At 37.4% G+C, this 7,471-nt stretch carries 8 protein-coding genes and 2 pseudogenes; 4 read left to right on the top strand and 6 right to left on the bottom strand.

Annotation, left to right across the window (positions count from 1 at the left end; genetic code table 11):
- Positions 1 to 278: pseudogene (locus tag ASE74_RS24935) on the top strand (hypothetical protein); the annotation flags it as partial.
- A gap of 87 nt (positions 279 to 365) precedes the next feature.
- Here the strand turns inward: ASE74_RS24935 and ASE74_RS18220 are convergent.
- On the bottom strand, positions 366 to 1,649 hold the full coding sequence (locus ASE74_RS18220; RefSeq protein WP_055912167.1) for an erythromycin esterase family protein: 1,284 nt from the start codon (positions 1,647 to 1,649) through the stop codon (positions 366 to 368).
- A 307-nt stretch (positions 1,650 to 1,956) separates the two neighbouring features.
- Positions 1,957 to 2,319 (bottom strand): helix-turn-helix domain-containing protein, encoded by a 363-nt coding sequence (locus ASE74_RS18215; protein ID WP_055912165.1) that lies wholly within the window; start codon positions 2,317 to 2,319, stop codon positions 1,957 to 1,959.
- A gap of 123 nt (positions 2,320 to 2,442) precedes the next feature.
- Between ASE74_RS18215 and ASE74_RS18210 the strand changes: the two genes are divergently transcribed.
- The 3 genes from ASE74_RS18210 to ASE74_RS18200 are packed head-to-tail and all read left to right on the top strand — an operon-like array spanning position 2,443 to position 4,898.
- Positions 2,443 to 3,330 (top strand): HEPN domain-containing protein, encoded by an 888-nt coding sequence (locus tag ASE74_RS18210; protein ID WP_162235825.1) that lies wholly within the window; start codon positions 2,443 to 2,445, stop codon positions 3,328 to 3,330.
- Positions 3,287 to 4,639 carry a hypothetical protein gene (locus ASE74_RS18205; RefSeq protein ID WP_055912161.1) on the top strand — a complete coding sequence of 451 codons (1,353 nt, stop codon included), beginning with the start codon at positions 3,287 to 3,289 and terminating at the stop codon, positions 4,637 to 4,639. Before ASE74_RS18210 ends, ASE74_RS18205 begins: the two co-directional genes overlap by 44 nt.
- Positions 4,626 to 4,898 (top strand): hypothetical protein, encoded by a 273-nt coding sequence (locus ASE74_RS18200; protein WP_055912159.1) that lies wholly within the window; start codon positions 4,626 to 4,628, stop codon positions 4,896 to 4,898. Before ASE74_RS18205 ends, ASE74_RS18200 begins: the two co-directional genes overlap by 14 nt.
- Positions 4,899 to 5,455: 557 nt before the next feature.
- On the opposite strand, the gene ASE74_RS18195 is transcribed toward ASE74_RS18200, so the two are convergent.
- The 4 genes and pseudogenes from ASE74_RS18195 to ASE74_RS18180 all read right to left on the bottom strand — a co-directional run.
- A complete protein-coding gene (locus ASE74_RS18195) occupies positions 5,456 to 6,160 on the bottom strand; it encodes a nucleotidyl transferase AbiEii/AbiGii toxin family protein (RefSeq protein WP_055912157.1) in 705 nt (234 codons plus the stop codon).
- Positions 6,118 to 6,621 (bottom strand): hypothetical protein, encoded by a 504-nt coding sequence (locus ASE74_RS18190; RefSeq protein WP_157255476.1) that lies wholly within the window; start codon positions 6,619 to 6,621, stop codon positions 6,118 to 6,120. The genes ASE74_RS18195 and ASE74_RS18190 overlap by 43 nt, the downstream gene beginning before the upstream one ends.
- 68 nt (positions 6,622 to 6,689) lie before the next feature.
- Positions 6,690 to 6,980, bottom strand: a pseudogene (locus ASE74_RS18185) (tyrosine-type recombinase/integrase); the annotation flags it as partial.
- A 116-nt stretch (positions 6,981 to 7,096) separates the two neighbouring features.
- On the bottom strand, positions 7,097 to 7,451 hold a 355-nt coding region (locus ASE74_RS18180), incomplete at its 3' end, for a site-specific integrase (protein ID WP_255352053.1).
- Positions 7,452 to 7,471 lie beyond the last annotated feature (20 nt).

Below are 7,471 nucleotides of genomic sequence, written 5' to 3'. Positions count from 1 at the left end.
ATATTTTATTACCTCAAACAAAAACTGGTGTACTTTGGCTCGGAATGACTGGTGCACTATGCCTCGGAATGGGTGGTGTAGTATGGGTCGGAATATCCAGAGGTAAAAAGGGAGGCCGTCCTTCAGGCTTATCTCCTGAAAAGCTTCAGTTGGCAATGACTGCTTTGGATCTTCATGATACGGGGAAATATTCCATTTTGGAAATATCCAAAAGGCTACAGATACCCATCGCTACCTGCTATCGATACATTAAAATTGTAAAAGAGAGCAAAGTCTAAACACTTTCAAAAAAACGAGGGAATATTAATAATGATTAGCGATACGCTTTGGAGAATATCAGTAAAAATGCCCACTTAGTTGGAGAACTATAAGGGAAAAGTCATTGTGGTTGCATTAATGAATATAATCCCATCATACATTTTTATAAGCTTTTGATAGGCTCCACCCTGACCATCTAATTGTTTCTTTGGGTCATAAGCTCCCCCAATACCTCTTGAATACAGTTGTTGATTTAGAAAGTTGTTTATTAGAATATTATTCTTTGAACTGTTGAAATCCAGTATGAAGTTCGGAGCAGAACATTTAGAAAAAAAAGTTTCAACCGAATTTTTGTTTGTGACAGGAGTTACAATACATTCTCCGTATTTATTTGTTTGTGTGTTAAAAGCCCTAAAACTTCCACTGTTAAAGGTGAATCCCATAACATATGTCTCTTTTGGGAATTTTGAAGATATATAATATCCCATCGGAAGGTTCTTGTTCATCGTAAAGTCTTTCGATACATGAAAATTATGAGCCCATACTATCATTTTACTCATGCCTTGTTGCTCGTAGATCCACACTACATTTTCGGCCATGCTTTTGTCCCTGATGACGTCTTTGTCATACAGATATTTTGCTTTTGAGTACTCTAAGGTCTGTAATATCCCCTTTATATATCTCTGATATTTCGCTAAAAGATTAGGATCTTTTTCCTCAATAACTGCATTTTTCAATTCGGCCTCCAGTTTTGCTAAATTCGGTAATTCCGAATTTTCTATTTTTCCATAATTATATTTTGTAAGAACCTCTAAGCCCAATTTGGCTTTTTCACTGATTGGTTCTGCAAGTTTTATAATTCCATCTAACAAAATTTTACCATTATTTACAGCAAATTGCATGTCACACCCAAAAAATTTGATTTTATCTTCTTCTTTCTTATCCTCATTATATGACTTCATCCATTCGATAAGATTGATAAAATCCCTATTCATCCACACTCCAATTGCCATTTTTTCAAGAGCGTTCTTAGCAGTCCCCTTTCCAGATCCTATATAATCGTTCATGTATTCAGCTCCTGCCATATCCGCCTCTATAACAAAAACTTTATAATTTAATTCAGTTACTAGCAACTGGACAAGTCGCTGCTTGGTTGTGAAAAACTCGTGTGTTCCATGTGTGGCCTCTCCCATAAGAAAGATTCGCTTGTCCTCAATTTTCGCTTTTAAAGGTTTCAAATCTGATGCGTCGTTTGAGACTTCAACAGATTTTAAAGGAATTAAGTTGCTATCTATCGCTGCTGGGATATTATTATTCTGGGCGAAAAGCATAACTGGAAAAAAGAGAAAAAAAGTAGTAGCTTTAGATAGGTCTTTAAAAAAAATATTCATAAAAGTTGAAGATTTAATGATATCTAGGTAATTTTTCGAATGTAATAATATACTTTTTATTTGAAAATGTAATTAGGTAATGGTTTGACTCCGAATATGCTAAAATAGATATCTTTTACATTATTGCATTTATTTAGCATGTCCCAACAAAAAATTATCAAATAACGGTGGTTTTTTTATAATGGTAGTTTGATAGCGAAATGTTGTCTACGAAATTCAACATCCATTATCGGACTTCGTTTATATTTTAGCCAACGAAGTGAGAACTCAATATTTGGGTAGTTAATAAGAGGATGAATGCATTCAACTACAGCTTTTTCAGAAGCTCATTTTTTTCTTTTTCGCTCGCCAACAAACGTTCATACAGTTCAACTATTTTTTCAATAGGATTGAAATTATTCTGAATTGAATTATCATGAAAATTATTGATGTTGTTAAAAATTGTCTCTTCAGTAAAATGTTTGATGCCTTCAGCAGTTACTCCTAATGCTTTTGCGACTTTCTCTAGTGTAGATTCTTCAATTTCCTCACTTTGTTCCAGTTTGCTAATGGCCTGCTGGCTTATGCCAAGTTCTGTAGCAAGCACTTCCTGTTTCATTCCACGCAGTTCACGGATACGGCTTATTTTTCTGCCAAGATGCATTTTATTCGTTTTTCCTGAGGTTTCCATGTCCAAATATATTTAAAAATTTCCGACAGTTAAAAACAACTCTGTGCTTGTATTTTACAATCAGCAATGGTTCGGTACGTGCTTTTTCTAATCGAAATTGGTTCTCGTAATAATCATGAAGATATGAAAAAGAAATCATTAAAGCCAGTGGAGGGCCGGCAAGAGTTGTTCTCCAATTTTGTTAAGGAACTTGCAGAGCGGTTCACGCCCTTGCATATTCTTAAGTTCGGTGAAATAAGTTCCATAAAGAATTCTCGTACTTCCTTCTCGCCACAACAGACGAGCAGCAATTTTCACTATTACTTATTAATGGTAATTGAGGGCACAACAAGAATTGAGCATGGCGTTCAGGATTTTGTAAATACGCACTTTAACCATGGCAAAATCACGGTCCTTGTCCATAGCCTAGAGAGCGTCAATACAGCTATTGCAGGTAACAACAGATTTTTTATAACAGTGTTTAATTCCGGCATTCAGCTATACAGTCATGATGGTACGCTGAATCTGTTTCCTGAATACATTCTTGATAAAAAGATATCTCTTGAAAAAGCCCGTAAGCATCTATACCATAGGATTCCAATGGCGGAGGGATTTTTGGACGGAGCGGGAGAATGTTTCAGTAATGAAAAGTTCAATGTGTGCGTTTTTATGCTTCACCAGGTTATTGAGCAGTCCTGCATTGCGATGATCAGGGTTTTCATGGCTTACAGGTCGGATATTCATCATTTGGGCAGGCTACTGGACATCTGCGCATGTTTCTCGGAGCAGCCGAGATCGCTTTTGCTAGGAACGCCAGAAAACAGAAGGCTTTTTGAGAAGCTCATGAATAGTTACAGCCATGCCAGGTATAAAGACAATTTCAATGTCGAGATGGGCGATGCTGATAAACTCTATAGCCTGGTTCATCAATTTTTAATTCTCGCCAAAGGTCTTTGCGACAAGAAGACCAATCTTTTAACTGCCGAATGTGAAGAGGCGGAAGCAGAGAAAGGAGGAACTGATAATGGCTGATGAAATGATGCTTGCCGGAAAACCTAAATCCCAGTTCTTTAAACTTCCTTTTGAAAACAAGACCCGAATATTGAGGTTAAATGTTTTGGATTCACATACAGAACTTCGAGCCGGGAACCGTCCATATCATATGGTTGAAAGAAAGGTACTTTCATTCAAGAAAGGGATATTGACAATTAGGGTAAAGCTCGAAAATGAGCCGCCGGTAAAAGTTTACCTAAAGGTCGAATACGATCATTTATTGGTAAGCTGCAATATTGATACGGATGAAAATTATCTAGGGAGATATGCCTACCGTACATTGAGGGCAATGTTATGGAATGAATATCATGACTTTCAGCAATATTATTGGCCGGAATGTTTTAATGAAGCAACAGGAAGATCCAGATATCTTGAAGTAATCTGTGATAGGTATGGTGTGGACATCAGGCTTAAAAAAGAATTTAAGGGTTTTTTCAGGCCAGATGATTATTTCCTGCATATATCCGAACGGAAGGTATTGGAAAGAAAGAATGTAAATGATGTATTAGCTACATTAAACCCGGAGTACCTTATTGGTTATTGCCTTGCAAATACCGATCCTGTCAGGTTCCATTCCAACCATTATCCATTTCTGATACCGTATAGCTTTTCCTTAAATGCAGATAATAAGACTGTAAAATCTTTCACTGGGTTTCTTTTTGAAGAAGACGATAGTATTGAACAATCTGAACTGTCCGAAAATCAAACTGAGCTGAACAGCATCTGCTATGAAATGAAGAAAATTGCAAGGATTCAGTTTAGGGAATACGGAGACAGTGATGAACGGTCTGACGAAATAGACGATCTCAATTTCAGCAATAAGAGGAAGATTTTTGAACTATTCAATAAAGCACTCCCAATGCTATCGACGCAGCCATTTACACATTACCTGTTTACCTATGGGATGAGAAATATTCAGAAGAGACCTATGAAAAAGGATATGCAGGTTGCCAGATTCTCCGTTGAAGTACCGCTTTTAAATTTTTTACTTAGTGATAAGGGTGATTATTACGAACTTAAGTTGAGGTTCAAGGTGAAAGGAAAGGTCTTTCATTTTTGCGAAGATAGGATTGCCATGTTTTTCATCGGTTCGTCTTCAAATCCCACCGTTTGGTATCTTTTAGAATGTGAACCGGATTCTAGGGTAGTTCTGTTTTTTAGTCGCAAAAACTTCAAGATTCAGGTTCCCAAAGGTTATTATAAGGAACATTTCAAACCTTATGTAGAGGAAATCAAAAAACACTATGAGCTTGAAATTAAATATAAACACAGACATGGAAGAGATTAAAAAACTACTCGATTATCAACCTTTAGGGCTTTCTGATGAAGATATTGAGAATGCAGATTCGGAGATGGATTATTTTTTTGTGAATTTTCCGCTACATGAGGCAAGGGCAAACTTATGGGAACTTTATCAGGGTTGGGTGCATTTGGAAGCGGAATCTCCAGAAGGGGAGGAATTAAAGCATATGCTTTTCTTTTGTAACCAAATGATCAGCTTCCTGAACTTTTCTTTTATAGTAACCCGACAGAAACAAAATAGATGAATAAATAACAGAAAGCAAGATCATCAGGGAGTCGCTTTCTGTTATAATTAAATTGTTTTAATCTACTATTGTGAGAGCCGGCCCTCCCGCATTTTCGGCCTGTGAAAACCCACTTCACCACCCCGCGGTTTTCACTATGGTATATACGGAAATGCAATTCCGCCTCTATGTACTACAGTTCATCCGGTTTGAACCTGATCCACTTTCGTTTAGCAACAGGTGGCTCCTTTAACGCTAACAGTTCTTAAAAAACAATAGTTTTTCAGCTTTTTCTTTTCTATCCCCAGACGACTTTAGTTGTTATCAGCAATCATATTCATAAGTGATGCAAATATTCGGATGAGTTAAATAGTCACATTGATGGCAGGTTATCACAAATTGTGATAACCATTGGAGAATCCCTTTGTGCCAACAGCAAGCCCTTAGGATTTGCTAGAAAAAATCTTCGTCGCTAGTGAAGTTGTAGAAGTATTTTTCCTGCTGAGCCTTGTAATGAAAATGCGATTGCTTTTAGGACGGTGGTTTGCCGAAATGATTAGATTAGTGAATTCTCTAACCTAACGACCCATTCCTCTGCCTCGTTCATTTTTATTGTCGTTCCTTGTTTCTTTCAACTTATTGTTCAGCTCTTTGATTTCCTGAATACGGGTATATTCCCGTACTGCTTTTACTATACTATCCTGAACATCCTGCCATTTTAGTTTTCCATCCATCAGTTTTACTGGAACGTTGAAATCGATATCACTATGGTACATTAAAGAAGACTTGGCGGTGTTAGGATCTACATTTGGATATTTCTGACAGTAGAAACCAATTATTTCATCCAATTGCATCTCCTTCAAAAGATAGTGTATATCGATAAAATCCTTGATGCGCTGTCCGCTATTAACGATTGCGTTTATCTTCATGGCCGATATGTCCTGATTGGACATCATCCTAATTCCCTCTATATTTTCAATCGGTTTAATGGATGGATATTTGTGCGAAATAAAATCAAAATCCACTTCGCCAATACTTCCACTGACATAATTTTCCTTATTGCGTTTTACGTCTGCGCCGTATTTATTTCGTAAGTGTTCGGCTAGTTCGTTTCCATCAAAATCCGAAGAGCTGAACAAATCAATGTCTATGGATTCCCTATGCCCAATCCTCAAAGATAGTGCGGTGCCGCCTACAAGGTAAAAAGAATTGAGCTGATTGTCTTTAATCAGCGCCTGAATTAGATCCAGTGTCCCTGGTTTAACTGTTTCTTTGTGTAACATCTGAGTTTTTCTCTGCGCAACTGAAAATATTCGCAAACGGCTTCCATGGTTATGTCGGAAAGATATCTAATGTCTTTTTTAAGGGCATTTACCACATTTTCTCTCCCGTAAAACCTGATCATCTCCTCCCAATCCTTGGGGTTGCCTTTATCAAGCACTCGTTCCATAACGGTTCTATAACTTCTGTTCCAGTCAAGTTTGTCAAAATCAAAGTCCCAGAACAATACCTTTGGAAGGTCTGGTCTTCTTACTTTCTGTATGAGTGGCTGTCTTTCGATTTTGATTTCGTCATTTTCGAACGGAACCTTCTTTTTGGAAAGATAGTTGTTCAATGTATGATAATTATAAACGGGGTAGCTGTCGCAAAATCCCTTTAGACTTGAAAACACGTCGATGTCCGTACTGGCAAATCTCTTCCAGTGTACAACGATTACTCTTTTATTCAATTCTTTTAACATCATACAAACTTAACCAAAACAGAAGTTAATGCCTAATATTTTTAAATATTTGTCAACTGATGGTTGTTTACTTAATTATATTTATCATTTAGAATCGCCATATCTGCACTTACCTTGATATCCAATACCTTTGCATATATCTGTGTAGTCCTGATATTGGTATGTCCAAGCATCTTCGATACGCTTTCCATTGGCACCCCATTAAGAAGGGTAACAGTAGTAGCAAATGTATGCCTCGCAATATGTGAGCTTAAGGGTTTATCAATTTCGCACACAGTAGCAATTTCTTTTAGATACTCATTCATCTTCTGGTTGCTCGAGACTGGCAATGCTCTGTCTTTGGTGATGCAATAGGGATGATCGAAAGTATTTAAGGGGAAGAGATCAGCAGCAACTGGTTGATTTATTGGTGCAAGGACCATCTGCATCGTTGGCCATTACCACCACTGGTGTATTCACCTTCGGGAACATGAATAANTGGAGGATTCTTTCCAGAAATTAAGAAGGGTAACGGTGGTAGCGAATGTATGCCTTGCAATATGTGAGCTTAAGGGTTTATCAATTTCGCACACAGTAGCAATTTCTTTTAGATACTCATTCATCTTCTGGTTGCTCGAGACTGGCAATGCTCTGTCTTTGGTGATGCAATAAGGATGGTCGCTATATCTCTCCAATACTGCGATTGCAGGAGTCAATAAGGGAACAGCAGAACGCGTTCCCGTCTTGGTTCTGTTAATATAAACCCATTTTTTGCCATCTAAACCTGTTTTAATATTAGATAAGCTCAGCTTTTCTATGTCAGAATAAGCAAGTCCCGTGAAACAGCAAAAGATAAAAACGTCCCGTACCTGAC

This window comes from Pedobacter sp. Leaf216 (genome assembly GCF_001421515.1).
Taxonomy (GTDB): domain Bacteria; phylum Bacteroidota; class Bacteroidia; order Sphingobacteriales; family Sphingobacteriaceae; genus Pedobacter.
This window is presented reverse-complemented; position numbering and strand designations above follow the sequence as displayed.